The sequence below is a fragment of the Mesorhizobium sp. M0621 genome (assembly GCF_040320745.1).
Taxonomy (GTDB): Bacteria; Pseudomonadota; Alphaproteobacteria; order Rhizobiales; family Rhizobiaceae; genus Mesorhizobium.
The window spans coordinates 55,847-80,681 of the sequence record NZ_JAMYQF010000001.1 but is presented as its reverse complement, the minus strand read 5'-3'; the positions used below and the strand labels follow the sequence as shown (position 1 = coordinate 80,681).

Genomic DNA, 24,835 nt, shown 5'->3' with positions numbered 1-24,835 from the left:
AGACCGCAGGCATAGCCTTATCTTGCCTCATGCCCAGTTCAGGCGGTCTTCCAGACCGCAGGCAAGGCGATGAAGGCAAACAGCAGCAGGGCAGCGTAGAAGCCCATCGAAGAGGCCGCCACCAGCGGTTCGATCGCGGCATTGCCGGCAAGCAGGAAAAAGAGGCCGATCAGCAGGCCGATGCCGCTGATTGCAGTAAGCCAGAAATGAACGGTGGCGAGCGTCTTTTGCCCGATTGCCGGAAACAGATGGTAGAAGAAGGCGAAGACGGCCGACATCAGCCATCCGGCCACCATCGTGTGGGCATGGGTCGGCATCTGGCCGTGATCCTGGCTGATCGCCATGTACAGGCCGAGCGCCATGCCGCACAGCGCATAGATGATGGCCAGCGTGAAGAAATTCCGTGCTACCCCTTGCATAATGTCCCCTCGATTGCCTTTCCCGTTTGTGGGAATGGGTTGATGGTCAGACGACTGTTGTCGCCACCGGGCTCCCGGCGTTAGCGCACTAGCATCGGCGATGTTTCCGGACGATGTCGCGCCAACCCCCTCCCGACGATTCGTATATTAGCAGGAAATCAGATAGCGCGTTCACTATCTCAGCCGCTTCTTCATTGCACTGAAACAGAACCGGGCTTTCGCGACATCGTTCCGAAACAGGCGCCGCGCTAAACGCCCGCTCCTCTGACGGCCGGCGCAATCCGCACCGCCGCAAACCTGACCGGAATATTGCAGGAGCAACCCATGGACTGGTATTCGATCGCCAAATTCCTCCACGTCATCTCGGCCATTCTGTGGGTCGGTGGCGGCTTTGTGCTGTTCCTGCTCGGCGTGCTTGCCGAACGGGCGGGCAACATTGAGGACAAGCTGCAGGCGATGCGCGCCAGCGGCCAGCTGGGCGGCAGGTTTTTCGCGCCGATGTCGATGCTGACGCTGATCTTCGGGCTCATCATGTGTTGGTTCTGGGTCGGCTTCTCCGATCTGTGGATACTGATCGGCCTGGCCGGCTACGCCACGACCTTTTCGATCGGCATGTTGATCTTCAAGCCGACCGGCGAGCGCATGGACGCGATGATCGCCAAGGACGGTGTCACACCGGCTGTTCTTGCCATCGGTGAGCGTATGATGAGCGCGGCACGCTTCGACTATGCGGTGATGCTGGTGATCGTCGCCGACATGGTGCTCAAGCCGACCGCACATGATATCGGCATCCTCGCCGGCATGGTGCTGGTCGTCGTGGCCGGCGCCACACTGGCCTTTGGCGGCAACCGCCGCCTCGTGCCGAGCGCCGCCTGACCCTCAGTGAAGGCGGCTACGCGGCCGCCTCACCTTCCTACATCAGGCCCGCGATGCCGTCCCAAAGCAGCTTCAGCGCTACGACCGCGACGGTTGCGTAGGTGAAGGGATAGAATGTTTCCGGGCGCATCCGTCGCACCAGCCACGCCCCGGCGATGGTCGACAGCGGCGCCAGCGGCATCAGAACTGCCGATGCCGTCAGGTTGGCGGTGTCGAACTGGCCGAGCGCGAAATAGGGCACCAGCTTCAGCGCATTGGTGGCGGCAAAGAAGATCGCCGCCGTGCCCGACAACACCTTAGGATCGAGCCGGATCGGCAAGGCATAGACCTGGAAGGGCGGGCCGCCAACATGGGCGACGAAGCTGGTGAAGCCGGCGACCGTGCCCCAGATGGCGGCGGCAACACGGTTGGGCGCGGCCGCGTGGTCGGCGCCGTGGCGAAACTGCAGATAGAGCCAGCGCAGGACGAAAATGATGGCGACCGCGCCGACGATCAGCCGCACCGCCTCTTCTGTGACCAGTGCCGCCGTCAGCCAGCCGAGACCAATGCCGATGACGGCGCCCGGCATCATGTCGACCAGCATCTTTCTGTTATAGACACCCCACCATGTCCACACCGAGACGATGTCCATCAGGCACAAGATCGGCAGCAGGATGGCGGCCGCCTGCACCGGCGGCATGGTCAGCGCCATCAGCGGCACGCCGACGAAACCGACGGCGCCGCCGAACCCGCCCTTCGACAGGCCGACCAGAATGACCGCCGGAAGGGCAGCCGCGTAGAACCACGGATCGAGAAGCAGGCTGGACATGGGGGGGGACTGGTCTGGAGGGAAGGCGTATCGACGCTTGAATAGCCCAGAATCCCGAGCGGAGCGACAGCAAATATCGGCATGGCCGCCCATCCGTTGGCTGACGGCGGCCTGTGCCTATCGGCGGACCGAGACCAGCAGGAACATCGGCCGCTCTAGTTCCTCCGCCAGTTCGGGTCTGGCCGCGATCTGCGCATCGGTCGGGCGGAATTCCTCGACATGGCCGATAGTAAAGCCGGACCGGATCAAAGCGTTGAGCGTGGTGCCGATCGTGCGGTGATATTTCACCACGCCCTTGGCCAGCCAGTTGGTGGTGCGCGGCCCCTCCACCAGATACCGATCGACAGGCCATGTCTTGCGGCCCTCGGCATCGATCACCCAGCCGGGATTGGTGGGCGCCATGAAAATCGGATGTTCCGTCGAGAAAACGAAATGCCCGCCGGACCCCAGCGCCTGATGCACGGTCCTGAACAGACGCATCACGTCCTCGACATAGTGCAAGGCGAGCGAGCTGTAGACGAGATCGAAGCTGGCTTGCGGCAGGCTAAGCTGATCGAGATCGGCCTTCGCATAGGTGATGCCGGCGTCCAAGCCGGCGGCCCTCGCCCGGGCAAGCATCTTTTCGGAAAGATCCAAGCCAAGGACTTCCGTGGCCCCATGCTCGCGCGCCCAGCGGCAGAACCAGCCGAAGCCGCAGCCGAGATCGGCGACCCTCAAGCCGCGGACCTCGGGCAGCATCGCGCGCAGCGCCGGCCACTCGGCGGCGCCATCCAGCCCTTCGACCGAACGGCAGAGCTGGCTATAGCCTGCGAAGAAATCCTCCCGGTCGTATATATTCTGCGCCATGACGGTCTCGATTCGTTTGGGCCGGCACCCTAACCAACCGGCCGCCGGCTTTCCACCCGTCTTCGATCGGCCCTCTGAAAATCGGACCCTGACCGATCCGTTCAGGATGCCTGCAAGACTTTTGCCCTGTCGCGAGACGCGGTTGCATCGAGCGGTGGCGGCCGCCGACGGATCGGCTGCGCCTTGATGATGGCGGTGCTGGTCTCGGCCTTGTCGGCGATGCGGTCCAAAATCCCGTCGAGATCACCGATCGAGCGCACGAACAGCCGGGCGACGAAACAGTCATCGCCCGTCACCTTGTCGCATTCGCCGAATTCGGGGATTTCCTCGATCAGCTTCTGGACGATATGCAGCTTGCCGGGCAGCGGCCGGATGCGCACGATGGCCTGCAAGGTATAGCCGAGCGCCAGCGGATCGATCTCGACAGTGAACGCCCGGATGACGCCGCGCTCCTCGAGCCGTCGAAGCCGCTCCGAAACACTTGGCGAGGACAGCCCGACCTGGGCGGCCAGCTCCTTCAGCGAGGTCCGCGCATCCTTAACCAGGATTTCGAGGAGATTTCGGTCGAGATCATCAAGCATTTTACATTTCTCGCTAATTTGGAGACATTTCCTAATATAATTAGGTAATATAACCATACATCCTTTCTGATCAGATGGAAAGCCGCGTTTCCTCATGAGATTATGCCGGCTCAACTGGTACGGAGGTTTGTTGTGAACGATACAGTGCGTGGCACGGTCGAAATGTCCGCCGCGATGGCGATCCTGGGAACGATCGGATGGTTCGTCGTCCTGTCCGGCCAGCCGATCATGGATGTGGTGTTCTGGCGCTGCGCGTTCGGCGCGCTGACGCTGCTCGTCATCTGCACCGCCCTGGGCTTGCTGCGCAACAGGCTGTCGCTGCGCATCATCGGCATCGCTGCGCTCGGCGGCGTCGCCATCGTCGTCAACTGGCTTTTGCTGTTCAGCGCATTCTCGCGCGCGTCGATTTCGATCGCCACCGCTGTCTACAACACGCAGCCCTTCATGCTGGTCGGCTTTGGCGCGCTCTTCTTCGCCGAGCGGCTGACCTTGACCAAGCTGACCTGGCTGGCCATCGCCTTCGCCGGCATGGTGCTGATCGTGCAGGCCGCTCCTGATGCCGGTGATGTCGGGACGGATTACCTTACCGGCATCGTCATGGCGTTGGGCGCGGCTTTCTTCTGGGCCGTCGCCGCCATCGTCACCAAGAAGCTCAAGGGCACGCCGCCGCACCTGATCGCGCTGATCCAGGTCTGCGTCGGCGTCGTCATGCTGGCGCCTTTCGCCAATCTATCCCAGCTTCCGGCCGATGCGTGGAGCTGGACCATGCTGGCGACGCTCGGCATCGTCCACACCGGCCTCATGTACATATTGATGTACGGCGCCATCCAGAAGCTGCCGACGCATCTGCAGGGGTCGCTGTCCTTCATCTACCCGGTGGTCGCCATCCTGGTCGATGTCATCGCCTTCGGCCATCGGTTGCACCTGAGCCAGATCGTCGGCGCCTCCGCCATCCTGATCGCCGCCGCCGGTATGAATCTCGGCTGGACGCTGTGGAAGGGCAAACCACCCGTCGCGAGCCCGCACCCGATCAAATAAAGCGATCCGCCGGCGTCTGGCGGGCCAACATCGCGATCCCGGCTGCCCGCCTGTTCAAAGCGGGCACTTTGCTCTATGCCGCAATCCAACCATCTTCGCCCGGCATAGGCGAAACGCGGGACCCGAAGAATCATGAATGACGCAACGCCCCCCAACCGCTGTCGCATTGTGCTGATTGCGCCGCCCGGCGTGCCGGCGGCCCGTATCGCCGCCGCATTCGAGGGCGGCGACGTCGCTTCGCTGATCCTGCCCGAAAACGGCATGGACGAGGCCTCCTTCCAGGCTTTCGCCGAGCAGATCGTGCCGGCAGCGCAAGCGGCCGGTGCGGCCGTCATCATCGCCGGCGACACCCGTATAGCCGGCCGCGTCCAGGCCGACGGCATCCATGTCGAGGTCTCCAAGGCCGAACTCGCCGAGACGATCGAGCATTTCCAGGCAAAGATGATGGTCGGCGCCGGCGGCGCCAAGACGCGTGACGACGCGCTCGAACTTGGCGAAACACGGCCCGACTACGTCTTCTTCGGCCGCTTCGGCTACGACAACAAGCCCGAGCCGCACCCGCGCAACCTGTCGCTCGGCAGATGGTGGGCCGACATGATCCAGATCCCGTGCATCGTCATGGCCGGATCCGACATCGCCTCGGTCGAAGCGGTGGGCGCCACAGGTGCTGAATTCGTGGCGCTATCGAGCGCCGTGTTTGCCGACGGCACCGATCCCAGGACAGCGGTCGCCACCGCCAACGCGCTGCTCGACGAGACCGCGCCGCGCTTCGAGGACTGACGTGCCCTCGGCGACGCTTCCCTTCCAGGCTCTGCTTGCGGTGCTGATGGTCCAGGCAGCGGCAGCGGAGACCATCCCGCTGCCGCAGCCCAAGCCGGAAACCGGCATCCACACCGACAAGCCGATCGACAAACCGCTGCCGCAGCCCGCCACCACGGCAGAACCGGCGCCGCTGCCGTCGGCCGACGCCATCAACCCCGACCGCTTCGGCGCAAAACCCGCCGATGCGGCCTATGGTGCCTTCCAGCGCGGGCTCTACAAGACGGCCTACAATCTCGCGCTGGTCCGGGCGCAAAAAGGCGATCCTGCCGCGCAGACGCTGATCGCCGAGATCCTGTCGCGAGGGCTCGGTGTGCCGCTCAATTCGGCGGAAGCGGCGAAATGGTACGCGCTCGCCGCCGAACAGGGCGTACCGGAATCGCAATTCCAGTATGCGCTGATGCTGCTCGACGGCCGCTACGTCAAGAAGGACGAAAAGGCGGCCTATGCCTTGATGCAGGCCGCCGCGGAAGCCGGCAACCGGCTGGCGCAGTTCAATTTCGCGCAGATGCTGGTCCAGCAGGACCCCGGCGACGCCGGCATAGCCAAGGCCGTCTCCTACTATGAGCGCGCCGCCGCGACCGGCCTCGCCGACGCGCAATATGCGATGTCGCAGATCTACGCCAATGGCGTCGGCGGCAAGCCGCGCGACGATGCGCAGGCAAGGCGCCTTCTGGCGCAGGCGGCACGGCAGAATTACGACACCGCGCAGATCGACCTCGCCGCCTGGATGATTGAAGGCCGCGGCGGTGCGCGCGACCTGAAATCCGCCTTCGGCTGGACGAAGCAGGCGGCGGAAGGCGGCAATATCGCCGCCCAGAACCGCCTGGCAAAACTCTATATGCAAGGCATCGGCACCGATCCGGATCTCGTCCTTGCTGGCGCCTGGTACATTGTCGCCCGCCGCGCCGGCCTCATCGATCCGCAGATGGACGACTTCCTGCAAGGGTTGAGCGACGACGAGACCAAGCAGGCATTGCAGAAGGCGAACCGTCTGCCGTAGCGGCCTCTCCAACCCGACCCCGACTTGGCGCTCCCTTGCCTCTTCGGGTGATTTGTGGTCTTGGGAGCCCGAAATCGCTTTCGCAGCGAACATCCCATACCAACGGCCTGGCCGTGGGTAGCATCCCGGATCACCTCATCATGGCCAAGATCAATGGCAACGAAATCCGTCCCGGCTATGTCATCGAGCATGATGGCGGCCTTTGGGTGGCGGTCAGGACCAACACCGTCAAGCCCGGCAAGGGCGGCGCCTACAACCAGGTCGAACTGAAGAACCTCATCAACGGCACTAAGCTCAACGAGCGCTTCCGCTCGGCCGAGACGGTCGAACAGATCCGGCTCGACCTGAAGGATTTTTCATTCCTCTACGCGCAGGAAGATGCGCTGGTGTTCATGGACACCCAAAGCTACGAGCAGCTCGAACTGAACAAGGACTTCGTCGGCGATCGTGCGGCTTTCCTGCAGGACGGCATGATGGTGACGGTCCAGCTCTACGAAGAGAGGCCGATCGGCATATCGCTGCCCGACTATGTGACGCTGACTATCACCGAGGCAGACCCGGTGGTGAAGGGTCAGACGGCGGCATCGTCCTACAAGCCGGCGATCCTGGAAAACGGCATCCGCGTGCTGGTGCCGCCATTCATCGGCGCCGGCGAGCGCATCATCGTCGACACCAACGAAATCACCTACGTGCGCCGCGCAGACTGATGCAGGTCGCCCAAAAGTGGCCCCGGTTTTGGGTCACCGACATGCATCAAGCCAGAGCTTAAAGAGCAGCAGGAAGAACCAGTATGGCACGCTCAGCCCTCCTCAACGTCATGGTCCAGGCCGCAATGAAGGCCGGCCGCTCACTGTCGCGCGACTTCGGCGAGGTGCAGAACCTGCAGGTCTCGATGAAAGGCCCCGGCGACTATGTCAGCCAGGCCGACCGCAAGGCCGAGGACATCGTCTTTGCCGAGCTGTCCAAGGCGCGGCCGGGCTATGCCTTCCTGATGGAAGAGCGCGGCGCGGTCGAAGGTGACGATAGCCAGCATCGCTGGATCGTCGACCCACTCGACGGCACCACCAATTTCCTGCACGGCATCCCGCTCTTTGCCGTTTCGATCGCGCTGGAACGCCAGGGCCAGATCGTCGCCGGCGTCATCTACAACCCGGCGATGGACGAGCTTTACACCTGCGAACGCGGTGGCGGCGCCTTCATGAACGACCGCCGCTTGCGCGTCGCCGGCCGCACCAAGCTGGTCGACACAGTGATCGGTTGCGGCGTGCCGCATCTCGGCCGTGGCCACCACGGCAATTTCCTCGTCGAGCTACGCAACGTCATGGCCGAGGTCTCCGGCGTCCGTCGCATGGGTGCCGTCTCGCTCGATCTGGCCTATGTCGCCGCCGGTCGCATGGACGGGTTCTGGGAAACTGGGCTGTCTGCCTGGGACATTGCCGCCGGGCTGCTTTTGATCCGCGAGGCGGGCGGCTTCGCCTCCGACATGGATGGCGGTCAGGACATGCTCGACAACGGCTCGGTTGTCGCCGGCAACGAGATCATTCAACGCGCCCTGCTGAAGACCGTGAAGAAGCCCCTCCCCTCTCGTTGACAGGCAAGCCGCGCTGATGCGCCGCAGCCGTAAAACCGCAAACAAGACTTGAAATACTGCTTGGTGAGCGCCCAGATTTGTGGTGCGCGGCGCAGGAAACCCGGCAGTGAACGACATCAAGCCCACCCCCGACATCCCGTTCATCGGACGCTGGCACTATTCGCGCGCCGAGACGATCGCCGACGGCATCGTCCATGCGGTCGGCATCGTGCTGGCGGTATCGGCCGGCTCGGCACTGCTGGCGCTGGCTGCCTTTCGTGTCGGGCCGGGCGAATATATCGCCGCCGCCTTCTATGTGGTCTCGCTGCTCACCGTGCTGTCGGTGTCGATGACCTACAATCTGTGGCCGGTGTCGTCGCCGGCGAAATGGGTCTTGCGGCGTTTCGATCATGCCGCGATCTATCTGCTGATCGCCGCGACCTACACGCCTTTCCTGGCCCAGCTCGAAGGCTCGCCGCTGGCGCGCTGGATGATTGTCCTGGTCTGGACCGCGGCAGTGCTGGGCATTGCCGTCAAGGTGTTTTTTCCCGGCCGTTTCGACCGGCTGGCCATCGTCTTTTATCTCGCCATCGGCTGGAGCGGCATCATCCTGGTCAAGCCGCTTGTCCAGACGCTGCCGACGACATCGATCGCCCTCATCGTCGCCGGCGGCATCGTCTACTCCTGCGGCGTCATCTTCTTTGCCTGGAAGGAGCTACGCTTCCACAATGCGCTGTGGCATGGTTTCGTGGTCACCGGCGCCGGTCTGCATCTGGCTGCCATGGTCGACTGTCTGGTCATCAATCGCCTCTGACACAGACTATCGACGCGGCAATATTGCCAAGCGCCATTCAATTTGGTCACAATTCCGTTTAGAGTCGCGGTCAACGTGATCGGCGGGCGGCATCGGAAACGGGGCACGGATGGCTTTTCTCAAATCCTTTGGCATGGGCAGACGCTCTGATGTCCTGATCTACGACCCCCATAAACTGTCGAGCCCGCAGGTCTTCCTGCTGACCATGGTGATCTTCCTGGTCATCGTCGCCTTCATCGCCGCCATCCTGACCCGCCAGATCTCGACCGCCTTTGGCAGCAATCCCGGCCTCAACGGCCTGATCGTGGGCGTCTTAGTGGTCGGCATCCTTTTGGCCTTCGCCCAGGTCGGCCGGCTGTTTCGCGAAGTGCGCTGGGTCAACTCCTTTCGCGCCGGCTCGGAGAGCACCGAACCGGTGCTACTGGCGCCGATGAAGGCAATGATTGGCCGCTCTGCGGCGACGGCTTTCTCGACCAGCTCGATGCGCACCATGCTCGATTCCATCGCCACGCGCCTCGACGAAAGCCGCGACACCTCGCGCTACCTCGTCGGGCTGCTGGTGTTCCTCGGCCTGCTCGGCACCTTCTGGGGCCTGTTGAACACCATCGGTTCGATCCGCGAGACGATTGAATCGCTCGACCCGGGCACGGGTGACGCCGCCGCGGTGCTCGATTCGTTGAAGCAAGGGCTTTCAGCGCCGCTGGCAGGCATGGGCACGGCCTTCTCGTCCTCGCTGTTCGGCCTGTCCGGGTCGCTGGTGCTCGGCTTCCTCGACCTGCAGGCCGGCCGCGCCCAGACGCGCTTCTACACCGAACTGGAAAACTGGTTGTCCTCGGTGACGGACCTTTCGTCCGACATCGTCGTCTCCGATCCGGCCAAGACCGAATCCTCGGATGAGATCCGGGTTTTGTCGGAACGGCTGCGCAGCATGCAGGAGAATGGCGGCGGCTCCAACCCCCGCGTCGCCACCGCCATGGCCAATCTCGCCGACGGCATTTCCGGCCTGGTCAAGAACATGCGCTCGGAACAGCAGATCATGCGCGACTGGGTCGAGGCCCAGTCGGACGAACAGAAGGCGATGCGCAACACGCTGGAAAAAATCGCCGACGCCCTGAAGAAGCCAGGGGTGCACTGACGTGGCACTAGCCAGGGGCCGGCGCACCGATCGCCGCATCGACTACTGGCCGGGCTTCGTCGACGCGCTGTCGACGCTGCTGCTGGCGATCATGTTCCTGCTCACGGTCTTCGTGCTGGCGCAGTTCCTGCTCGGCCGCGAACTCTCCGGCAAGGATACTGCACTCACGCGCCTCAACTCGCAGATCAACGAATTGACCCAGCTTCTGGCGCTGGAGCGCTCATCAACGCAGGACAAGGACGATTCGCTGGCCAATCTGCAGGCGTCGCTGTCGGCGGCGGAAGCGGAAAAGAGCCGGCTCGAACAATTGCTGGCGCAAGGTGCGGGTGCCGGCGACGCCGCCAACCAGCGCGCCGCGGCGCTGGGCGGCGAACTCGACAGCCAGCGCCAGATCAGCCAGCAGGCACTGAGCCAGGTCGAGATCCTCAACCAGCAGATCGCGGCACTGCGCAAGCAGATCGGCGCGCTCGAGGATGCGCTCAACGTCTCCGAAACCCGTGACCGCGATTCCAACACCAAGATCGCCGATCTCGGCCGCCGCCTGAATGTCGCACTGGCGCAGCGTGTGCAGGAATTGAACCGCTACCGTTCCGATTTCTTCGGCCGCTTGCGTGAAATCCTCGCCGACCGCGAGAACATCCGCATCGTCGGCGACCGCTTCGTCTTCCAGTCGGAAGTGCTGTTCCCGACCGGCTCCGAGGTAATCAACGATGCCGGCAAGGTCGAAATGAAGAAACTCGCCGACGCTATCATCGAGCTGCAGAAGGAAATCCCGCCCGAGATCAACTGGGTGCTGCGCGTCGACGGCCACACCGACAACAAGCCGCTCTCCGGTACCGGCCGCTACCGCGACAACTGGGAACTGTCGACGGCGCGCTCGACCTCGGTGGTGAAGTTCCTGATCGAAAACGGCGTGCCGGCCAACCGGCTGGTCGCCGCCGGCTTCGGCGAGTTCCAGCCGCTCGATCCCGCCGACACCGAAGAGGCGCGCAACAAGAACCGCCGCATTGAACTGAAGCTCACCGAACGTTGATCCATGATCACGCGAACTCACGCGAATTTGTTCGCCGGCTCAACTCTAGGGCGCAGGCCGAGGCCGGCAAGGCCTGAAAAGATTATCTTTTTTTAATTACACATTGTCGTAGGGCGATCCTAGCTTCCCGCCTGGGCCGAGAACCGCCGGCGATGAATCTCCCCCCATCGCGACGCGACGGAACCGGACGGCCCGCGGCCGGAAGGCAGGCGGAACCACCGCTGCCTTCCTCTACAAGAGGAGACGCGTGATGCGCTCTTTCAACCCCAAGACCTCGCTTAGAACTGCGACACTCACGGCGTTCCTCATCGCCGTTCCGCTTGCCGGCGCCTATGCCGCGGGCCATCACAAGGGCGCGCTCGACGCCACCGATCCGACCGATTTCACCGGCCCGCGCGTCGAGGGTCTCATCCAACAGATTCAAGGCGTCCATCAGGGCATAGTGGACGCGAGACAGGCCAATAACATTACACCGGCCGTAGCGGAGCGTCTGGAAATGCGCACCGCCCGCATCAGTCGGGCGGCCGAGAAGATAGCAGCATCCGATCACGGCAGGATACCGGCCGCGCAATACCATGACCTGCTGCGCCGTCTCGACAATGTCGACCAGCGTCTGAGGGTCAGTGCCGGCAGCGGTTTCCTGATGGGCGACGGCGCCGACGGCGGCAACTACCCGAACGGCTGAGACCGCGGCGCCTGAAACGGTCCAAGAGGAAGGGGCCACCCTGACGCCTTAGGGAGCCAATCCCGCGGGCGTCCTTTTTACCAGCCCAGCTTTCTACCAGCCGAGCCAGACCGCGATCAGAGCGGCAATCGCCGGCACGGTCTGGATGAACAAGATCTTGCGGCCGACCGTTGCCGCGCCATAGAGGCTGGCAATGGCCACGCACAACAGGAAGAAAACCTTGACCTGGAAACCGGCCGCGCCGAGGTAAAGCCCCCAAATGAGGCCGGCGGCGAGAAAACCGTTGTAGAGCCCCTGATTGGCGGCGAGCACCTTCGAGGCGCTGGCGAATTCGGGTGTCAGATCGAAAGCCTTGCGTCCGCGCGGCGTGTCCCACAGCACCATCTCGAGATAGACGATGTAGGCATGGATCAAGGCCACCAGCCCGACCAGGATGTTGCCGATCATGTTGTTCCCCCTCAATTGTCGCCGGCAGCATTTCACGCATGGCCGCCCCCGCGCAAGATGCGTCCGCTGCGCGGTGCCTGAGGGTTGCAAACGCCTTTGCGTTGGTATCTTTTCGCGCCGTCCTCAATCACGGAAGCCGCCATGTCCTTTCAAAAACTCGATGATCTCGGCCACAAGCTGGAAGCGCTCGAGCACGCGCTGGCCATCCTCGGCGCCGACGAAGCCACCCACATGGCTGTCGGCGGCGGCGAGAAGCGTGCCGAGGCCATGTCGGCATTGGCCGGCATGTATCACACCAGGGCAACGGCGCCGGAGATAGCGGATTGGATTGCTGCCGCCGAGGGCGAGGCGCTTGGTGAAGAGCAACGGGCCGCTGTTGCGGAACTGCGGCGACAATACACCAATCTGACCTGCCTGCCGGTCGAATTCGTCGAACGCCAGACGACCGCGCGCATGCGTTGCGAGCAGCTGTGGCGCGACCTGCGCGCCAAGAACGACTGGGCGGCCTTCCAGCCGGCGCTGGAGGGCGTGGTGGCGCTGGTGCGCGAAGAGGCGGCGCTACGTGCCGACGTGCTCGGTCTCGCCCCCTATGACGCACTGATGGAACAATACGACCCCGGCAACCGCACCGCCGACATCACGCCTGTCTTCACCGACCTGAAGGCTTTCCTGAAAAGCTTTGTGCCGGAGGCGCTGGCGATCCAGGAAGCGCGGCTGCGCAAGCGCCCATTGAAGCCGCTTTCGGGCACCTATGCGATCGACCGGCAGCGCGAGCTTGGCCTTGCCATGATGGCGGCGGTCGGCTTCGACCTGACACATGGGTCGCTGTCGGTGTCGCACCATCCTTTCTGCGGCGGCGTGCCGAGCGACGTGCGCATCACCACCCGCTACAAGACATCTGATTTCCTGTCGGCGCTGATGGGCGTGCTGCACGAGACCGGCCATGCGCTCTACGAACAGAACCTGCCGAAGGCATGGTCGCACTGGCCACTCGGCAAGGCGCGCGGCATGGCCGTGCATGAAAGCCAAAGCCTGTTCGTCGAAAAGCAGCTCGGCCGCAACCCGGCCTTCTGGCGCTGGGCGCTGCCGGTGGTCGAAAAGCATCTCGGCGAAGCCTGGTCGCTCGACGACATCCTGCCGCACGTGCATCGCGTCGAGCGCGGCCTGATCCGTGTCGATGCCGACGAGGTGACCTATCCCCTGCATGTCATCTTGCGCTACGAACTGGAGCAGGAGCTCGTCTCGGGCCGGCTGGAGGTGGCCGACCTGCCCGAAGCCTGGGACGCCAAGATGCGCGACTATCTCGGCCTCTCCACCATCGACAACCCCGCCGACGGGCCGATGCAGGACGTGCATTGGCCAGGAGCGGCCTTCGGCTACTTCCCCTCCTACACGCTGGGCGCGATGATGGCGGCGCAGCAATGGGCGGCGCTCACGCGGGAACATCCTTTAGCCGACGAGGATCTTGCCAAAGGCAATTTCGCGGCGATCAACGACTGGCGCCGCCAAAAGATCTGGTCGCAGGGATCACGCTGGTCGACACCGGACCTGCTCGAACGCGCCACCGGCGAAAAGCTCAATGCGGCGTATTTCGTGAACCATCTGAAGCAGCGATACGGAGCCGCTTAGCGCGGTCGGTACGTCAGGAGCGCAGATGGTTCTGGCTACTCCGCCGCGCCTCTGAAGGCACTGGCGCCGGTTTCGAACTGCAGCTTGGCTAGGCGCGCATAGATGCCGCCCTTGGCGACCAGGCTCTGATGCGTGCCTTCCTCGACGATCGAGCCGCCATCCATGACCAGGATCCTGTCGGCCTTCAGCACCGTTGCCAGGCGGTGCGCGATGACGATGGTGGTTCGGCCCTGCATCAGGCGTTCCAGGGCCATCTGCACCAGCGTCTCGCTTTCGGCATCGAGCGCCGAGGTGGCCTCGTCGAGCAGCAGGATCGGCGCGTCGCGCAGAATGGCGCGGGCGATCGCCACGCGCTGGCGCTGGCCGCCGGACAGCGTCACGCCACGCTCGCCGACCTGGCTGTCGTAACCTTTTTCCAGCCTCAGGATGAACTCGTCGGCGAGCGCATCTTTTGCCGCCGTCTCGATCTCGGCCTTGCTGGCGCCCGGTCGGCCAAAGCCGATATTGTCAACTGCGGTGGCCGCGAAAATGGTGACGTCCTGCGGCACGATGGCGATACGCTGGCGTACGGAAACGGGATCGGCCTCGCGCACGTCGACATCATCGATCAGGATCTTGCCGGTTTCGGGATCGTAGAAGCGCAGGATCAGCGAAAATACCGTGCTCTTGCCGGCCCCTGACGGCCCGACGATCGCCACGGTCTCGCTGGGCATGACCTGAAAGCTCAAGCCGTGCACGGCGGCGCGGTCGGGCCTTGCCGGATAGGAGAAGGAGACGTTGTCGAAGACGATCGCGCCCTTGGCGACCGCCGGCAGCGGTTTCGGATCGGCCGGCGCCTGGATCGCGGGTTTCTCGGCCAGGATCTCGGTCAGCCGTTCGGCGGCACCCGCCGCTTGCGCGAGCTCACCCCAGACTTCCGACAGCGCGCCAAGCGCGCCGGCGGCGAACACCGAATAGAGCAGGAACTGGCCGAGTGTGCCCGGCGATATCGAGCCTTCGAGCACGTCGCGCGAGCCGAACCACAGCACCGCCACGACGGACGAGAAGATGGTGAAAATGGCAAAGAAGGTGAGGAAGGAGCGCGCGAAGATCGAGGAGCGCGCTGCTTCGAAGGCGGCTTCCACCGCAGCCGAGAAATGGCTGGTGACCAGCTTCTCGTTGGTGAAAGCCTGCAGCGTGCGCACCGCGCCGATCTGCTCGCTGGCATAGGCGGTGGCATCGGCCAGCGTATCCTGCGCCTGACGTGATTTGCGCCGCACCGAACGGCCGAATGCGACCAGCGGCAGCACGATCACCGGTATAGCGGCGATGACCAGGCCGGACAGCTTCGGGCTGGTGATGACCATCATCCCCACCGCGCCGAGACCGAGAATGACGTTGCGTAGCGCCACCGAGGCCGTCGCCCCGACCGCGGACTTGACCTGCGTCGTGTCGGCGGCGAGCCGCGACACGATCTCGCCTGACTGGGCGGTGTCGAAGAAGGAAGGCGACAGTGTCGTGACATGGGCAAAGACATCGCGGCGGATGTCGGCGACGACGCGCTCGCCGAGCGTGATGACGAAATAGTAGCGGCTGGCCGAGGCCGCCGCCAGCAGGGCGGCCATAGCCACCAGTGCAGCGAAATATTCGGCGATGAAGGTGGTGCTCGACGACGAAAACCCATGATCGATCATGCGTCGCACCGCCAGCGGCAGCGCCAGTGTCGTTGCGGCGGCAATGACCAGCGAGATGATGGCGCCGATGACCAGCGTGCGGTAGCGCGTTATATACGGAAACAGGCGCCTGAGCGGCTTGAGCGAGCGCCGGCGCTCGTCTGCGCTGCTGATTTGCGCCATCCCGATGTTTCCTCTAGCCGCCCTTGGGGCCTTCGCCTCAATATGCTCTTGCCGCGGCCTTGTGATTCAATTCCGGCTGATGTATAGGCTCGCCGACCGTTTTAGAAGCCGTGGCTCTTCAATAGCTGCGGCTTCGAGTTTTAAAAAGGGGCGCATCGACGCAGGCTTATGCCCGTCAGCAGCGCCGGCAAGCCAGGAACCGAACCATGAAGACCGACATCCATCCCGATTACCACACCATCAAGGTCGTCATGACCGACGGCACCGAATACGCGACCCGTTCGACCTGGGGCAAAGAAGGCGATACGATGAACCTCGATATCGATCCGACCACCCATCCGGCCTGGACCGGCGGCCAGCAGACCTTGCTCGACCGCGGCGGCCGCCTGTCGAAGTTCAAGAAGCGTTTCGAAGGTTTCGGCCTCTAAGGGCGAACACCTATCGCAGATCGAAAACCCGCCCTGGTGGCGGGTTTTTTGTTGACCTCAAATGACCGTGGCGGAACGCAATTGGTGACCGAGGGCAATATGTCTTTTCTCGACGATGAACGATGGTCTGGCCTTCGAGGTGGATACAAGGTTATCTACGATCCACGACCGGCCTTGCGAGCTTTGGCCCTTCGCTACGATGACAGGTCGGTTTGGGACGACCTCTGGAATGAATTGCATCATCAGGGAGATGTCGGAGACGCGTCTTACGCGGCGGTCGTTGAAATCGTTCGCATCTCCGAAGGCCAAGCTCCGGCTTACTGGGGGGCCTATGGTCTGGCCGCAACCATCGAAGAAGCGCGTCTGCTCTACGATCGGAATCCGCCGGTTCCTCGTTGGATCGAACCGCATTACCAGGCAGCGTGGCGAACACTTGTGCATTTGGCATTGCGGGATCTGGCAACTGCCACCGATGATGTGACGGTGAATTGCGCGTTGGCTGTCGTCGCGCTCTATCGGGGCCAGTTCAACCTCGGCCGCATGGCGATGTGCGCAGAGGATGAGCGCGCGGAAATGCTGAGGGACTATTTCGGCCGCTAACGCGAGGCTCTACTCGGCCAGCAACTCCCTGAGCGCCATGCGCTTGTAGATGGCAACCAGCCTGTCGCCCTCATCTCGCCCGACCGAGATCGCCAGCCGCATGGCGGCTTCACCCATCTGCCAGACCAGCAACGCCGTCGTTTCCAGCGCCACCGGATCGGCCGCCGGTCGCAGCCGTTTCAGCACCGCGGATAGAAATTCCGCATTGGCCCGGCTGTCGGCGAGCTCGAGCTGGCGCAGCGCCTTGTCGGCCTGTGTACCCGACCAGATATCGCGCATCACCGGCTCAGCCAGGAACAGCCGGTAATAGATATCGACCAGCTCCGAAAACGCTTGGCTCAGTCCTTCGGCGTTGCTGACATCAGCCAGTGCGGCTGAGATGCAGGCCTGGCTCTCGGCGGTGTAGCGCTCGGCCAGGGCCCAGATGATCGCCCGCTTATCCGGAAAGAACTGATAGAGCGAACCGATCGACACCCCTGCCCGTTCCGCCACCTCACCCATGCGCATGGCGTCGCTGCCCTGCTCGGCAATCAGCGTCGAAGCGGCGGCCAGCATGCGCCCGACCCGCTCGCGGCTGCGCTGCTGGCTCGGCGCCCGGCGCGGCGAAGCGACCTGCTCCTGAGGGGAAAATCGCGCGGCCGTGTCTTCCATGGCTAACTCCAGTGCCGGAAAAATCGCTTGACTTGGAAAATACGAGGGTTTATCACGTTTTGCAAATGTGAGGATTAGTCACATTTTAATACAGAAGGCATCTGGAGCAACTGACATGATCGCGAAACTTCTTCCCACCCTGATCTTCATTGCCGCAATCGGCTCGGGCGTCGTCAGCGGCGTGTTCTTCGCCTTTTCCAGCTTCGTCATGCCGGGCCTCGCCCGCATGCCCGCCGCTGGCGGCATCGCCGCGATGAATTCGATCAACGTGACGGCCGTGACGCCGCTGTTCATGACCGCCCTGTTCGGCACGGCGCTTATCTGCGTCCTTGTCGCCATCGGCGCTGTGATGGGCTGGAGCCAGCCGGGTTCGCTCTGGCTGGTTGCCGGCAGCCTGGTCTATCTCATCGGCATCGTGGTGGTGACGATGGTCTTCAACGTCCCGCTCAACGATGCACTTGCCGCCGTCGATCCGGCAAGCGCCGGCGGCACAAGCCTGTGGTCGCGATACCTCAATGAATGGGTGATGTGGAACCATGTCCGCACCATCAGCGGCATAGCCGCGCTGGCATCCTTCTGGTTCGCCGCGCGTTGACGGCAATGGGCGGAGCCACCGGTGACCGACCGCGTGGTCTCCGCACCAGAAATTCACGGCGATCGTTTGGGAGATGCGTTTTGAAGGATCAATACTCGAATATGGCCTTCGGCATGGCCATCGGAGTTGGTGTCGGCGCCGCGATCGGCGCCGCTCTGGATGATCTGCCAATCGGCATCGCTATGGGCATTGCCATAGGCGCCGCCTTCGGGGCGTTGCGACGCAAGTGACGGCTGCGCCGGCGATCTTCAGGCCTTTGTTTTTCGATCCGAATGACCGAGATCGCGATCCGGGTCGATGACATCGCGGACCAGTTGCTTGAGCTTGGCCGCGTCCGGAAAGCCTCCATCGCGCTTGCGATCCCAGACCAGCACCTCATTGCAGGAAATGGTGAAGATGCCGCCGGTACCGGGCACCAGCGTCACTTCGCCGAGATCCGCGCCGAAGGTCGACAGCAGCTCCTGCGCCATCCAGCCGGCACGCAGCAGCCACTGGCACTGCGTGCAATAGGTGATGCGGATGGCGGGAAGCGCTTTTTCGCTCATATCAGACTAAGCTCCGCTTATGTCTCAGGCTGAGCTCGGTCATGCCGCGCTGAGCTTGGCCATGGTCTCGTCATCGACTTCGAAGTTGGCGTAGACGCTCTGCACGTCGTCGTCATCCTCGAGCGTGGCGACCAGCTTCATCAGCGACTGTGCCCGCTCCTCGTCGACCGGAACATTGTTCTGCGGCCGCCAGATCGGCTTCACCGATTCAGCCTCGCCGAGCGCGCCTTCCAGCGCCTTCGATACTTCGCCGAGATTTTCGAAGGCGCAATAGATCGTATGGCCCTCTTCATCCGATTCCACATCGTCGGCACCGGCTTCGATCGCCGCATCCATGATCTTGTCAGGGCTGCCGGCCGATGCCGGATAGTAGATCTCGCCGGCACGGTCCCACATGAACGACACCGAGCCGGTTTCGCCCATCGCGCCGCCGGCCTTGGTGAAGGCGGCGCGCACGTTCGATGCCGAACGGTTGCGGTTGTCGGTCAGGGCCTCGACGATGACGGCGACGCCACCTGGGCCATAGCCCTCATAGCGCACGGCTTCGTAGTTCTCGGCGTCGCCCATCGAAGCCTTGTTGACGGCGCGCTGGATGTTGTCCTTCGGCATCGACACCGCCTTGGCGTTCTGGATCGCCAGGCGCAGGCGCGGGTTCATCGACGGATCGGGCGTCCCGCTCTTGGCGGCGACGGTGATTTCGCGCGCCAGCTTGGAAAACATTTTCGACCGTACCGCGTCCTGGCGGCCCTTGCGGTGCATGATGTTCTTGAACTGTGAATGGCCAGCCATGGCACCCCTGTCGTCTTCTCGGCTAGAGCATCCGAAGCAGGTGATCTCACCTCGTCTTCCGCAATGCTCGAATTCAAAATTTCAGAGCGTCCCAGGTGCTACTCTTGGAAGCACGGCGTTCTCTGTCGGAATGGCCGGCTTATAGATAAATCGGCTCAATTCGTCCAGCCACAGGGCGTATGGGACGCACGACATAGTCTGCTGCGGTTGCTCACGCCTCCAAATCCGACTTCAGCCGGTCGATGATGCTGAGCGCATGGCCGGCATACTGGCTGATCCAGCGATCGTGGATCTGCTTGATCGGCAGCGCGTTGAGATGGTTCCAGCGCTCGCGTCCCTCGCGCCGCGCGATGATCAGGTCGGCCTCCTCCAGCACCTTGAGATGCAGCATCACCGTGCAGCGGTCGATATCGGGAAAGGCATCGCACAGCATGCCGGTCGTCTTCGGCGTGTCCTTCAGCTGGTCCAGCATTTCGCGCCGGCGCGGATGCGCCAGCGCCTTGAAAACATTGTCATCTTGCGATCGGCTTGACATGTTATATTTCTATAACATATTCTTGAACCGATCAAGGGAAGGAGTTGTGGATATGTCACTTGGATTCAGTGTCTCCGGACGCATTGGCAAACCGGTCGCCGAAGTCTTCGACGCGGTCGTCAATCCAAAGAAGCTCAGCGGCTATTTCACCACCATCGGCGGTGCCAGCGGCCCGCTGGAAGCCGGTGCCGGCGTCGTCTGGTGGGGCAAAGTGCCGGTCGAGGTCGATGAAGTGGTCAAGGACAGCCGCATCGTGCTGCGCTGGGATGCCACCGATGCCGACGGCAAGCCCGCCTACAAGACCCGCGTCGAGATGAATTTCGAACCGCTCGACGATGGCGGCACCTTCGTCACCATCGCCGAGAGCGGCTGGCAGGAAGGTGCTGTCGGCTTGAAGAAGTCCTACCTCAACTGCGAAGGCTGGTCGCAGATGCTGGCCTGCATGAAGGCCTATGTCGAATACGGCATCAATCTGCGCGACGGCTACTACCGCAGCGAGATGAGGGGCGAACCCGCCAACGAGACCAATATTTGAGCGACCCCAAATTTGAGCGTCCGGAGGAAGATGGAGCCTTGCGATGACAAAAGTTACGCCATTCCTGATGTTCGAAGGCAAGGCCGAAGAGGCAATGGCCCTCTATAGCGAGACCATTCCGGACAGCAGCATCCTTGATATCACACGCTATGGCCCAGGCGAAGACGGCCCGGATGGAACGGTCAAGCTGGCGCGCATGTCGATCGCCGGCCTGGAAGTGATGGTCTTCAACAGCCCCGTGCACCACGCGTTCACGTTCACGCCGTCGGTCTCGCTGTATGTGGACTGTTCCTCCGAGGACGAGCTGAACCGCATTGTCGAGACACTGGCAAAGGACGGCGGGTTTCTGATGCCGCCCAACAATTACGGCTTCAGCCGCCGCTTCGCCTGGCTCAACGACAGGTTCGGGGTCTCCTGGCAGATCAACCTCGCATAGCGCGATCTGGGCAAAAGCGAGCAACAACAACTGAACGACAACGAAGCCAGCAATGACCGCAAAAATCACCGGCGGCATCAACATCGCCATGAAGGTGCCGCCGCACCAGTATCAGGCGACCATCGCCTTCTATCGCGACGTCGTCGGCCTGAAGCCGTTCACGGACAAGGCACCGGCCATCGGCTTCGAGCTCGGCCCCAACCGCCTGTGGATCGACGAGGCGCCGATGATGAGCCAGGCCGAGGTGTGGCTGGAGCTGTTCACCGATGATTTTCCCGCCGCGGCGGATCATTTCGCCAAGGCCGGAATTGTGCGTTGCGACGCCATCGAACTCCTGGGCGAGGGCTTCCGCGGCGGCTGGATAACCAACCCTGCCAGCATTGTTCACATGCTGCGCGAACCAGACGCCTGGTGAGCGCCAAGCCTCGAAAGGAACATCCGATGGAGATCCGCGAAACACCAACCGCCGAAGCCGGCATGCTGATCCGGCGGCCTGTCGCCGAAGTGTTCGAAGCCATCGTCGATCCGGCCATCACCACGAAATTCTGGTTCACCCACGGCAGCGACCGGTTGGACAGCGGCAAGGTGGTTCGCTGGGAGTGGCGCATGTACGGCGTCTCGGCGACAGTCAATGTCAGCGAGATCGTCGCGAACGAGAAGATCGTCATGCAATGGAGCGATCCGCCGACCACGGTGGTCTGGACCTTCACCGAAATGCCAGGCGATGCGACCTTTCTCGAGGTTCGCAATTTCGGCTTCGCCGGCAATGGCGACGAGCAGGTGAAGGAAGCCGTCGGCTCAACCGGCGGCTTCACGCTCGTGCTGGCCGGCGCCAAGGCGTGGCTGGAGCAAGGCCTGACGCTGGGTCTGATCGGCGACCGTCATCCGAAAGGGGTGCCGACGAACTGAAGCGGCTCAAGATCGCCGTTTTTCCTGTTCAATCACATGGTGACGGAGCACGCGATTGATTTCGGTTTGGTAGCCACCACCCCCGACATGTTCCTTGAACCAGGACAGCACATCAGCGTCTAACCGAATGGTCACCGGCTGCTTGAGCGGTCGATAAAGATGTCCGCGCCGAGCATGGAGCCAGTTCTCGGCTGGAGCTTCCGGAATGTCGGACGTGTCGATTTCGTCGTCAGGCAAATCAGCCAGCTTGGCGAGCTGGATGCGCTGATCTTGGCTAAGATCCTTCCTGCTCATAGCGCCTCCTTTCATGCGATGTTGCTTTCCGGGCACCGACAATCCGAATCCGTTCTTCATCATCGCGACCTGGGTAGGTATGCACAACCAGCAGTACCGCTACAGCCTCGATCATCCCGATCGCATGCCATCGTTGCTCACCATCTTCAAACCGATCAGGCACGATGAGATGAAGCGGGTCATCGAACACCTTCTGGGCGAGATCGAACGCGATACCGTGCTTGGCAAGATTGCGCCTGGCTTTTTCAGGATCCCAATCGAACTGCAAAGCAGCACCACCTATTACAATAGTGTATGTACAAAAACGTAAAAGTCAACCCAACTCAGCGTGTCAGGATACGTGTAAGCCAAAACTCAATGCCCGCTGGACTTCGCCTTCTTGCGCCGTCGGGCCAGCATGTTGAGCCCCTCGACCAACGCCGAAAAGCCCATCGCCGCGTAAATATAGCCCTTCGGCACATGGTAGCCCATGCCGTCGGCGATCAGCGTCATGCCGATCATCAAAAGGAAGCCCAGCGCCAGCATGACGATACTCGGGTTCTTGGCGATGAAGTCCGCCAGCGGTCCGGCCGCCAGCATCATCACGCTCACCGCGACGATCACGGCGATGTACATGATGGCGATCTCGTCGGTCATGCCGACGGCGGTGATGATCGAATCGATCGAGAAGACGAGGTCGAGCAGCAGGATCTGGAAGATCGCACCGGCAAGGCTGATCTGCAGCGTCTCGCCCAGCATCGTGTCCTTGTGGTCGTCGGGGTCGACCGTGTGATGGATTTCCTTGGTCGCCTTCCAGACCAGGAACAGGCCGCCGGCGATCAGGATCAGATCGCGCCAGGAAAAGCCATGACCGAAGGCGGTGAAGACAGGCGCCGTCAGCTGGACGATGATCGAAATGGTGGCCAGCAGCACCAGCCGCATGATCAGCGCCGCCGAGATGCCGAGGCGGCGGGCGCGGGCCCTTTGCGCTTGCGGCAGCTTGTTGGTCAGGATCGAGATGAAAATCAGATTGTCGATGCCGAGAACGATCTCCAGCACCACCAGCGTCAGCAGCGCGACCCAGGCCGTTGGGTCGGACACGAATTGAAAATGCGGCGCCAGGAATTCGATGAGCTGCATGGAGGTCGTCCCCTCTTTTAACGATCTAGAGCAGTGTCGCCGGCAATTAGGTACTAAGCGCGCCTATATCAATGTCACGACCAGAAGGATGGGGCGGTTTCCTCCAGCCGCGGGCCGCGACGAAACGGCGCGATCCGCTCGGTCAGCCCGGTGCGGTCGGAAATATCCACCCCGACACCGCACAATGTCGCCGGTCCGATCGCTGCCTCGAAACGCCCTTTCGGCACTTTCGACAGGAACCGGTTGAGCGGTTCCTCCTTGTCCATGCCGAGCGAGGAATCATAGTCGCCGCACATTCCGGCGTCGGACATGTAGCCGGTGCCGCCATTGAGGATCTGATGATCGCCGGTCGGCTGATGTGTGTGGGTGCCGATGACGAGGCTGGCGCGGCCGTCGACGAAATGCGCGAAGCACATTTTTTCAGACGTCGCCTCGGCGTGGAAGTCGATGACCACGGCGTCCGCCTGCTCGCCGAGCGGGCAGGCGGCAAGCTCGCGTTCGCCGGCCTGGAACGGATCGTCGAGCTCTGGATGCATGAACACCCGGCCCATGATGTTGGCGACCAGCACGCGCGCGCCGCTCCTGGCGATGTAGACGCCGGAGCCGCGCCCAGGCGTGCCTTTGGGAAAGTTGGAGGGGCGCAGGAAGCGCTCTTCGCGCGGCGCGAAGGCCAAAGCGTCGCGCTGGTCCCAGACATGGTTGCCGGTGGTGACGACATCGGCGCCGGCCGCGATCGTCTCGCGAAAGATGTCTTCGGTGATGCCGAAGCCGCCGGCGGCATTCTCGCCGTTGACGATGACGAAATCGAGTTTGAAATCGGAGATCAGCCCCGGCAGTTGTTCCCACACCGCCGTGCGTCCCGTTTTTCCAACCATGTCACCGAGGAAGAGAAGTCTCATAAGATCCCGCACCGAAAGTCAGCAAAGCAAAAGCTGCATGACGCCAGTGGAAGATCATGCGTCCATTTATCTACAATTTTGGCACGAAGCGGCGCAACCCGCTCTCGGTGAGTATTTCCGCGATGATGACGTCATGGTCCTCATCCGGCACCATTGCCACCTCCTGGCAATCAAAGGCTATGCCGATCAGCCGCGGCGGCTGTCCCTTGTCGATCAGCCTGGCGATGGCGCGGTCGTAATAGCCGGCGCCGTAGCCGATGCGATGGCCGCGCGCATCGAAAGCAGCGAGCGGCACCAGCATCACCGAGGGGTCGAGCACCTCGGCTTCTTCATGTGGACCGACCGTGCCGAAACCCATCTCGACCATGGGCGCGCCGCGCACCAGTTCGCGAAAGACGATGGTGGTCTTGTCGAGAATGGCAGGCAGGCAGAGCCGTGCGCCCTTCTCGCGCAAGGCAAACATCAGGGGCCGGACGTCGACTTCCGAGCGCATCGGCCAGAAGCCGGAAACGATCTGGCCCGGCTCGATGTGGAGGTGATCGCGCGCCGTCTCGGCCATTTCAAGCGCGACCTCCACCCGCCAGAATTCATCGAGTGCGTCACGGCGCCCGAGGGCCTCGCGGCGAAGCTGCTTTTTCAGATCTTTCGAGGATGTCATGCGCCGACGCTAGAAAAGGTCAAATTTGGATGGAGTTTTAGGAGCGACGTTTTGGAGGAGCGGAGCGAACTTTTCGTTCGTGAGCACCACACAAAGCGGCGCAACGACGAAATCCGCCAAATATGGCCTTTTCGATGGGTGACGGTCCACACAACCGGTGGAGAGAGCGATCCCGGGAACCTACAAAGTAGGTGGGCGCCGTGTGAGAAAACCCACGGGTCTTCCCAGGGACAGCTCCCTAAGGATCGTTAAGGCCCCGGGGAAAATGTTCTCCTGCCGGGAAGCACAGACCGTCCCAGCCAAT

At 62.6% G+C, this 24,835-nt stretch carries 34 protein-coding genes and 1 other RNA gene; 19 read left to right on the top strand and 16 right to left on the bottom strand.

All coding sequences use genetic code 11. The features are described 5' to 3' along the window. Positions 1–38: 38 nt before the first annotated feature. Entirely contained in the window at positions 39–419 is a 381-nt protein-coding gene (locus NKI38_RS00460) for a hypothetical protein (RefSeq protein ID WP_352653904.1), read from the bottom strand. 324 nt (positions 420–743) lie between these two features. On the opposite strand from NKI38_RS00460, the gene NKI38_RS00455 reads away from it, so the two are divergent. Continuing rightward, entirely contained in the window at positions 744–1,295 is a 552-nt protein-coding gene (locus NKI38_RS00455; protein ID WP_352653902.1) for a DUF2269 family protein, read from the top strand. 37 nt (positions 1,296–1,332) lie between these two features. Here NKI38_RS00455 and NKI38_RS00450 read toward each other — a convergent pair whose 3' ends face one another. The 3 genes from NKI38_RS00450 to NKI38_RS00440 form a co-directional block, all read right to left on the bottom strand. Next, positions 1,333–2,103 (bottom strand): sulfite exporter TauE/SafE family protein, encoded by a 771-nt coding sequence (locus tag NKI38_RS00450; RefSeq protein ID WP_352653900.1) that lies wholly within the window; start codon positions 2,101–2,103, stop codon positions 1,333–1,335. Between the two features lie 117 nt (positions 2,104–2,220). Next, a complete protein-coding gene (locus NKI38_RS00445; protein WP_352653898.1) occupies positions 2,221–2,949 on the bottom strand; it encodes a class I SAM-dependent methyltransferase in 729 nt (242 codons plus the stop codon). A gap of 101 nt (positions 2,950–3,050) precedes the next feature. Beyond that, complete coding sequence (locus NKI38_RS00440) at positions 3,051–3,530, bottom strand: Lrp/AsnC family transcriptional regulator (RefSeq protein WP_127268483.1); 480 nt, start codon at positions 3,528–3,530, stop codon at positions 3,051–3,053. Positions 3,531–3,662: 132 nt separating this feature from the next. Between NKI38_RS00440 and NKI38_RS00435 the strand changes: the two genes are divergently transcribed. The 9 genes from NKI38_RS00435 to NKI38_RS00395 all read left to right on the top strand — a co-directional run bounded on the left by NKI38_RS00435 (position 3,663) and on the right by NKI38_RS00395 (position 11,627). Next, on the top strand, positions 3,663–4,568 hold the full coding sequence (locus tag NKI38_RS00435) for a DMT family transporter (protein ID WP_352653895.1): 906 nt from the start codon (positions 3,663–3,665) through the stop codon (positions 4,566–4,568). A gap of 132 nt (positions 4,569–4,700) precedes the next feature. Then, positions 4,701–5,348 (top strand): thiamine phosphate synthase, encoded by a 648-nt coding sequence (locus NKI38_RS00430; RefSeq protein ID WP_352653893.1) that lies wholly within the window; start codon positions 4,701–4,703, stop codon positions 5,346–5,348. 46 nt (positions 5,349–5,394) lie between these two features. After that, the gene (locus NKI38_RS00425) at positions 5,395–6,390 is read left to right on the top strand and encodes a tetratricopeptide repeat protein (RefSeq protein ID WP_502899232.1); all 996 of its coding nucleotides are present in this window, start codon (positions 5,395–5,397) and stop codon (positions 6,388–6,390) included. Positions 6,391–6,530: 140 nt separating this feature from the next. Continuing rightward, the gene (efp, locus tag NKI38_RS00420) at positions 6,531–7,097 is read left to right on the top strand and encodes an elongation factor P (RefSeq protein ID WP_013529127.1); all 567 of its coding nucleotides are present in this window, start codon (positions 6,531–6,533) and stop codon (positions 7,095–7,097) included. 83 nt (positions 7,098–7,180) lie between these two features. Next, positions 7,181–7,981, top strand: a complete 801-nt coding sequence (locus NKI38_RS00415; RefSeq protein ID WP_352632013.1) for an inositol monophosphatase family protein — start codon at positions 7,181–7,183, stop codon at positions 7,979–7,981. 106 nt (positions 7,982–8,087) lie between these two features. Next, positions 8,088–8,774 carry a PAQR family membrane homeostasis protein TrhA gene (gene trhA, locus NKI38_RS00410; protein WP_352653889.1) on the top strand — a complete coding sequence of 229 codons (687 nt, stop codon included), beginning with the start codon at positions 8,088–8,090 and terminating at the stop codon, positions 8,772–8,774. 109 nt (positions 8,775–8,883) lie between these two features. Then, positions 8,884–9,909 carry a MotA/TolQ/ExbB proton channel family protein gene (locus NKI38_RS00405; RefSeq protein WP_352653887.1) on the top strand — a complete coding sequence of 342 codons (1,026 nt, stop codon included), beginning with the start codon at positions 8,884–8,886 and terminating at the stop codon, positions 9,907–9,909. A gap of 1 nt (position 9,910) precedes the next feature. Further along, on the top strand, positions 9,911–10,942 hold the full coding sequence (locus NKI38_RS00400) for a peptidoglycan -binding protein (protein WP_352653885.1): 1,032 nt from the start codon (positions 9,911–9,913) through the stop codon (positions 10,940–10,942). A gap of 250 nt (positions 10,943–11,192) precedes the next feature. Further along, complete coding sequence (locus NKI38_RS00395) at positions 11,193–11,627, top strand: hypothetical protein (protein WP_352653883.1); 435 nt, start codon at positions 11,193–11,195, stop codon at positions 11,625–11,627. Between the two features lie 93 nt (positions 11,628–11,720). Here NKI38_RS00395 and NKI38_RS00390 read toward each other — a convergent pair whose 3' ends face one another. Then, a complete protein-coding gene (locus NKI38_RS00390; protein WP_352653881.1) occupies positions 11,721–12,074 on the bottom strand; it encodes a DUF1304 domain-containing protein in 354 nt (117 codons plus the stop codon). A 141-nt stretch (positions 12,075–12,215) separates the two neighbouring features. Between NKI38_RS00390 and NKI38_RS00385 the strand changes: the two genes are divergently transcribed. Next, complete coding sequence (locus NKI38_RS00385) at positions 12,216–13,703, top strand: carboxypeptidase M32 (RefSeq protein WP_352653879.1); 1,488 nt, start codon at positions 12,216–12,218, stop codon at positions 13,701–13,703. 35 nt (positions 13,704–13,738) lie between these two features. Here NKI38_RS00385 and NKI38_RS00380 read toward each other — a convergent pair whose 3' ends face one another. Further along, positions 13,739–15,538 carry an ABC transporter transmembrane domain-containing protein gene (locus NKI38_RS00380; RefSeq protein ID WP_352653877.1) on the bottom strand — a complete coding sequence of 600 codons (1,800 nt, stop codon included), beginning with the start codon at positions 15,536–15,538 and terminating at the stop codon, positions 13,739–13,741. Between the two features lie 206 nt (positions 15,539–15,744). On the opposite strand from NKI38_RS00380, the gene rpmE reads away from it, so the two are divergent. After that, positions 15,745–15,966 (top strand): 50S ribosomal protein L31, encoded by a 222-nt coding sequence (gene rpmE / locus NKI38_RS00375; RefSeq protein WP_352632001.1) that lies wholly within the window; start codon positions 15,745–15,747, stop codon positions 15,964–15,966. 84 nt (positions 15,967–16,050) lie between these two features. Beyond that, complete coding sequence (locus NKI38_RS00370) at positions 16,051–16,566, top strand: hypothetical protein (RefSeq protein WP_352653875.1); 516 nt, start codon at positions 16,051–16,053, stop codon at positions 16,564–16,566. Positions 16,567–16,575: 9 nt separating this feature from the next. Here NKI38_RS00370 and NKI38_RS00365 read toward each other — a convergent pair whose 3' ends face one another. Further along, positions 16,576–17,217: a TetR/AcrR family transcriptional regulator gene (locus tag NKI38_RS00365; RefSeq protein WP_352653873.1), complete on the bottom strand. Its 642-nt coding sequence runs from the start codon at positions 17,215–17,217 to the stop codon at positions 16,576–16,578. 115 nt (positions 17,218–17,332) lie between these two features. Here NKI38_RS00365 and NKI38_RS00360 point away from each other — a divergent pair, with 115 nt between their 5' ends. After that, a complete protein-coding gene (locus NKI38_RS00360) occupies positions 17,333–17,812 on the top strand; it encodes an anthrone oxygenase family protein (protein WP_352653871.1) in 480 nt (159 codons plus the stop codon). 80 nt (positions 17,813–17,892) lie between these two features. After that, positions 17,893–18,042: a glycine zipper domain-containing protein gene (locus NKI38_RS00355; RefSeq protein WP_352654227.1), complete on the top strand. Its 150-nt coding sequence runs from the start codon at positions 17,893–17,895 to the stop codon at positions 18,040–18,042. Positions 18,043–18,060: 18 nt separating this feature from the next. Here the strand turns inward: NKI38_RS00355 and NKI38_RS00350 are convergent, their stop codons facing one another. The 3 genes from NKI38_RS00350 to NKI38_RS00340 form a co-directional block, all read right to left on the bottom strand. Beyond that, the gene (locus tag NKI38_RS00350; RefSeq protein WP_352653869.1) at positions 18,061–18,357 is read right to left on the bottom strand and encodes an Rdx family protein; all 297 of its coding nucleotides are present in this window, start codon (positions 18,355–18,357) and stop codon (positions 18,061–18,063) included. Positions 18,358–18,396: 39 nt separating this feature from the next. Continuing rightward, positions 18,397–19,146, bottom strand: coding sequence for a YebC/PmpR family DNA-binding transcriptional regulator (locus tag NKI38_RS00345; RefSeq protein ID WP_352631991.1), 750 nt, complete (start codon positions 19,144–19,146; stop codon positions 18,397–18,399). Between the two features lie 211 nt (positions 19,147–19,357). After that, positions 19,358–19,681 carry an ArsR/SmtB family transcription factor gene (locus tag NKI38_RS00340; protein ID WP_352631989.1) on the bottom strand — a complete coding sequence of 108 codons (324 nt, stop codon included), beginning with the start codon at positions 19,679–19,681 and terminating at the stop codon, positions 19,358–19,360. 52 nt (positions 19,682–19,733) lie between these two features. Here NKI38_RS00340 and NKI38_RS00335 point away from each other — a divergent pair, with 52 nt between their 5' ends. The 4 genes from NKI38_RS00335 to NKI38_RS00320 are packed head-to-tail and all read left to right on the top strand — an operon-like array spanning position 19,734 to position 21,561. Next, positions 19,734–20,216, top strand: a complete 483-nt coding sequence (locus NKI38_RS00335; RefSeq protein WP_352653867.1) for an SRPBCC domain-containing protein — start codon at positions 19,734–19,736, stop codon at positions 20,214–20,216. 43 nt (positions 20,217–20,259) lie between these two features. Next, positions 20,260–20,652 (top strand): VOC family protein, encoded by a 393-nt coding sequence (locus NKI38_RS00330; protein WP_352653865.1) that lies wholly within the window; start codon positions 20,260–20,262, stop codon positions 20,650–20,652. Positions 20,653–20,704: 52 nt separating this feature from the next. After that, positions 20,705–21,067, top strand: a complete 363-nt coding sequence (locus tag NKI38_RS00325; protein ID WP_352653864.1) for a VOC family protein — start codon at positions 20,705–20,707, stop codon at positions 21,065–21,067. Between the two features lie 26 nt (positions 21,068–21,093). Then, complete coding sequence (locus NKI38_RS00320) at positions 21,094–21,561, top strand: SRPBCC family protein (protein WP_352653862.1); 468 nt, start codon at positions 21,094–21,096, stop codon at positions 21,559–21,561. Between the two features lie 6 nt (positions 21,562–21,567). Here NKI38_RS00320 and NKI38_RS00315 read toward each other — a convergent pair whose 3' ends face one another. From NKI38_RS00315 to ssrS, 6 genes are all read right to left on the bottom strand, one after another. Continuing rightward, positions 21,568–21,855 (bottom strand): BrnA antitoxin family protein, encoded by a 288-nt coding sequence (locus NKI38_RS00315; protein ID WP_352653860.1) that lies wholly within the window; start codon positions 21,853–21,855, stop codon positions 21,568–21,570. Further along, positions 21,836–22,123 carry a BrnT family toxin gene (locus NKI38_RS00310; RefSeq protein ID WP_352653858.1) on the bottom strand — a complete coding sequence of 96 codons (288 nt, stop codon included), beginning with the start codon at positions 22,121–22,123 and terminating at the stop codon, positions 21,836–21,838. Before NKI38_RS00310 ends, NKI38_RS00315 begins: the two co-directional genes overlap by 20 nt. An 86-nt stretch (positions 22,124–22,209) precedes the next feature. Further along, positions 22,210–22,974 carry a TerC family protein gene (locus NKI38_RS00305; RefSeq protein ID WP_352653857.1) on the bottom strand — a complete coding sequence of 255 codons (765 nt, stop codon included), beginning with the start codon at positions 22,972–22,974 and terminating at the stop codon, positions 22,210–22,212. Positions 22,975–23,048: 74 nt separating this feature from the next. After that, positions 23,049–23,873, bottom strand: coding sequence for a TIGR00282 family metallophosphoesterase (locus NKI38_RS00300; protein WP_352653855.1), 825 nt, complete (start codon positions 23,871–23,873; stop codon positions 23,049–23,051). Between the two features lie 70 nt (positions 23,874–23,943). Next, positions 23,944–24,531, bottom strand: coding sequence for a 5-formyltetrahydrofolate cyclo-ligase (locus NKI38_RS00295; protein ID WP_352653853.1), 588 nt, complete (start codon positions 24,529–24,531; stop codon positions 23,944–23,946). A gap of 139 nt (positions 24,532–24,670) precedes the next feature. Beyond that, positions 24,671–24,826: non-coding RNA, 6S RNA (ssrS, locus tag NKI38_RS00290), on the bottom strand. Between the last annotated feature and the right edge of the window lie 9 nt (positions 24,827–24,835).

Excerpts from the sequence above, each read along its gene's own strand:
- NKI38_RS00460 (WP_352653904.1), bottom strand. The coding sequence starts at position 419 with ATGCAAGGGGTAGCACGGAATTTCTTCACGCTGGCCATCATCTATGCG.
- NKI38_RS00455 (WP_352653902.1), top strand. The coding sequence starts at position 744 with ATGGACTGGTATTCGATCGCCAAATTCCTCCACGTCATCTCGGCCATT.
- NKI38_RS00450 (WP_352653900.1), bottom strand. The coding sequence starts at position 2,103 with ATGTCCAGCCTGCTTCTCGATCCGTGGTTCTACGCGGCTGCCCTTCCG.
- NKI38_RS00445 (WP_352653898.1), bottom strand. The coding sequence starts at position 2,949 with ATGGCGCAGAATATATACGACCGGGAGGATTTCTTCGCAGGCTATAGC.
- NKI38_RS00440 (WP_127268483.1), bottom strand. The coding sequence starts at position 3,530 with ATGCTTGATGATCTCGACCGAAATCTCCTCGAAATCCTGGTTAAGGAT.
- NKI38_RS00430 (WP_352653893.1), top strand. The coding sequence starts at position 4,701 with ATGAATGACGCAACGCCCCCCAACCGCTGTCGCATTGTGCTGATTGCG.
- NKI38_RS00425 (WP_502899232.1), top strand. The coding sequence starts at position 5,395 with ATGGTCCAGGCAGCGGCAGCGGAGACCATCCCGCTGCCGCAGCCCAAG.
- efp (WP_013529127.1), top strand. The coding sequence starts at position 6,531 with ATGGCCAAGATCAATGGCAACGAAATCCGTCCCGGCTATGTCATCGAG.
- NKI38_RS00415 (WP_352632013.1), top strand. The coding sequence starts at position 7,181 with ATGGCACGCTCAGCCCTCCTCAACGTCATGGTCCAGGCCGCAATGAAG.
- NKI38_RS00405 (WP_352653887.1), top strand. The coding sequence starts at position 8,884 with ATGGCTTTTCTCAAATCCTTTGGCATGGGCAGACGCTCTGATGTCCTG.
- NKI38_RS00395 (WP_352653883.1), top strand. The coding sequence starts at position 11,193 with ATGCGCTCTTTCAACCCCAAGACCTCGCTTAGAACTGCGACACTCACG.
- NKI38_RS00390 (WP_352653881.1), bottom strand. The coding sequence starts at position 12,074 with ATGATCGGCAACATCCTGGTCGGGCTGGTGGCCTTGATCCATGCCTAC.
- NKI38_RS00385 (WP_352653879.1), top strand. The coding sequence starts at position 12,216 with ATGTCCTTTCAAAAACTCGATGATCTCGGCCACAAGCTGGAAGCGCTC.
- NKI38_RS00380 (WP_352653877.1), bottom strand. The coding sequence starts at position 15,538 with ATGGCGCAAATCAGCAGCGCAGACGAGCGCCGGCGCTCGCTCAAGCCG.
- rpmE (WP_352632001.1), top strand. The coding sequence starts at position 15,745 with ATGAAGACCGACATCCATCCCGATTACCACACCATCAAGGTCGTCATG.
- NKI38_RS00365 (WP_352653873.1), bottom strand. The coding sequence starts at position 17,217 with ATGGAAGACACGGCCGCGCGATTTTCCCCTCAGGAGCAGGTCGCTTCG.
- NKI38_RS00360 (WP_352653871.1), top strand. The coding sequence starts at position 17,333 with ATGATCGCGAAACTTCTTCCCACCCTGATCTTCATTGCCGCAATCGGC.
- NKI38_RS00350 (WP_352653869.1), bottom strand. The coding sequence starts at position 18,357 with ATGAGCGAAAAAGCGCTTCCCGCCATCCGCATCACCTATTGCACGCAG.
- NKI38_RS00345 (WP_352631991.1), bottom strand. The coding sequence starts at position 19,146 with ATGGCTGGCCATTCACAGTTCAAGAACATCATGCACCGCAAGGGCCGC.
- NKI38_RS00340 (WP_352631989.1), bottom strand. The coding sequence starts at position 19,681 with ATGTCAAGCCGATCGCAAGATGACAATGTTTTCAAGGCGCTGGCGCAT.
- NKI38_RS00335 (WP_352653867.1), top strand. The coding sequence starts at position 19,734 with ATGTCACTTGGATTCAGTGTCTCCGGACGCATTGGCAAACCGGTCGCC.
- NKI38_RS00330 (WP_352653865.1), top strand. The coding sequence starts at position 20,260 with ATGACAAAAGTTACGCCATTCCTGATGTTCGAAGGCAAGGCCGAAGAG.
- NKI38_RS00325 (WP_352653864.1), top strand. The coding sequence starts at position 20,705 with ATGACCGCAAAAATCACCGGCGGCATCAACATCGCCATGAAGGTGCCG.
- NKI38_RS00320 (WP_352653862.1), top strand. The coding sequence starts at position 21,094 with ATGGAGATCCGCGAAACACCAACCGCCGAAGCCGGCATGCTGATCCGG.
- NKI38_RS00315 (WP_352653860.1), bottom strand. The coding sequence starts at position 21,855 with ATGAGCAGGAAGGATCTTAGCCAAGATCAGCGCATCCAGCTCGCCAAG.
- NKI38_RS00305 (WP_352653857.1), bottom strand. The coding sequence starts at position 22,974 with ATGCAGCTCATCGAATTCCTGGCGCCGCATTTTCAATTCGTGTCCGAC.
- NKI38_RS00300 (WP_352653855.1), bottom strand. The coding sequence starts at position 23,873 with ATGAGACTTCTCTTCCTCGGTGACATGGTTGGAAAAACGGGACGCACG.
- NKI38_RS00295 (WP_352653853.1), bottom strand. The coding sequence starts at position 24,531 with ATGACATCCTCGAAAGATCTGAAAAAGCAGCTTCGCCGCGAGGCCCTC.